The sequence below is a fragment of the Sporosarcina koreensis genome, assembly GCF_042655825.1.
Taxonomy (GTDB): domain Bacteria; phylum Bacillota; class Bacilli; order Bacillales_A; family Planococcaceae; genus Sporosarcina; species Sporosarcina koreensis.
The window spans coordinates 1-1,237 of sequence record NZ_JBHSNP010000020.1 but is presented as its reverse complement, the minus strand read 5'-3'; the positions used below and the strand labels follow the sequence as shown (position 1 = coordinate 1,237).

At 37.0% G+C, this 1,237-nt stretch carries 1 protein-coding gene; it reads left to right on the top strand.

The annotated features are described in order from the left end of the window. Positions 1-157: 157 nt before the first annotated feature. Positions 158-1,192 (top strand): protein rep, encoded by a 1,035-nt coding sequence (locus ACFPTP_RS10050; protein ID WP_381444265.1) that lies wholly within the window; start codon positions 158-160, stop codon positions 1,190-1,192. Positions 1,193-1,237 lie beyond the last annotated feature (45 nt).

The following is a 1,237-nucleotide window of genomic DNA, read 5'->3' as shown; positions in this document are numbered from 1 at the left end:
CAAGGGTAAAAAAATGACCTCAGCCTTAGAGCCGTATAGTCTGAATCGACTTTTTAAGGGTGGACACAAAAAAAGCACTATGATAAGGTTTAAATGTCTAGTAAAAACCAAAATCAGAGCGCTTTTTATGCTCACAAGAATGTGAGGTCTTTTTTTAATGAAACAATACCCGAATGATAACATAAATATTCTTAAAGATACAAGAGCAGATGGTAAAGAGCGTGATTGGAGAGGAAAAAAGAAACGATCTCTTCTGATGGCAAAGCATCATGCAGCAGTTGAAAAACTGGAGAAAAAAGCAGAGCGCATGTATGACTGCGGGAATTATTTAGTTTTCAAAATGAAAGATGGGACGCTTAAACTTTATCAAGCGTATTTTTGCAAAGCGAGGTTGTGTCCGATGTGTAATTGGCGAAGGTCACTTAAGATTGCTTTTCAAAACAAGAAGATTATTCAAGCTGTTAATGAGCGAGAAAAAGTACAGTGGGTTTTTCTAACTTTAACCGTTCGAAATGTCGAAGGTGATGAATTGAAACCTACGATGGATCAAATGACAAAGGCGTGGAATCGATTTGCTGGTTACGCTAAATTCAAAAAGTCGGTTAAAGGGTATTTCCGAGCGATGGAAGTTACTCGTAATTGGGATAAAGAAAGTGAGTGGTATGGAACATATCATCCTCATTTCCACGTGTTACTGTGCGTTCCTAATGGTTATTTCAAGAAAAAAGATTTGTATGTTAAGCAAGACGAATGGACAAGTATGTGGCAAAAAGCGATGCAGATTGATTACAAACCAATCGTTCATGTCGCGAAGGTAAAACCTAAAAAAGAGTCAGCGGATTTTGTGGAAGTGGAGCAAGAAATGCGAAAAACGATTCTCGAACAAAATGCTATTTTTGAAGTTTCTAAGTATCCAGTAAAAGATACAGATGTGATACGAGGGGATGAAGTGACGCCTGAAAATATTCAGACCGTTAAAGATTTAGATAAAGCTTTGGCTTACAAACGGTTAATTTCCTACGGTGGATTGTTGAAAGAAATTCATAAGGAATTGCAATTAGATGATTCAGAAGACGGGGATCTGATTCACGTCGATGAGGATGCAGATGAAGTTGCAAATGGTGCGGTTGATGTGATGGCTTATTGGCATGTTGGATTAAATAATTATGTGATTATGAACAAAGACGTTTGAGAAAAAATCCAAATTAATTAAGAGTAGCTTCGGCTACTTTTTTTT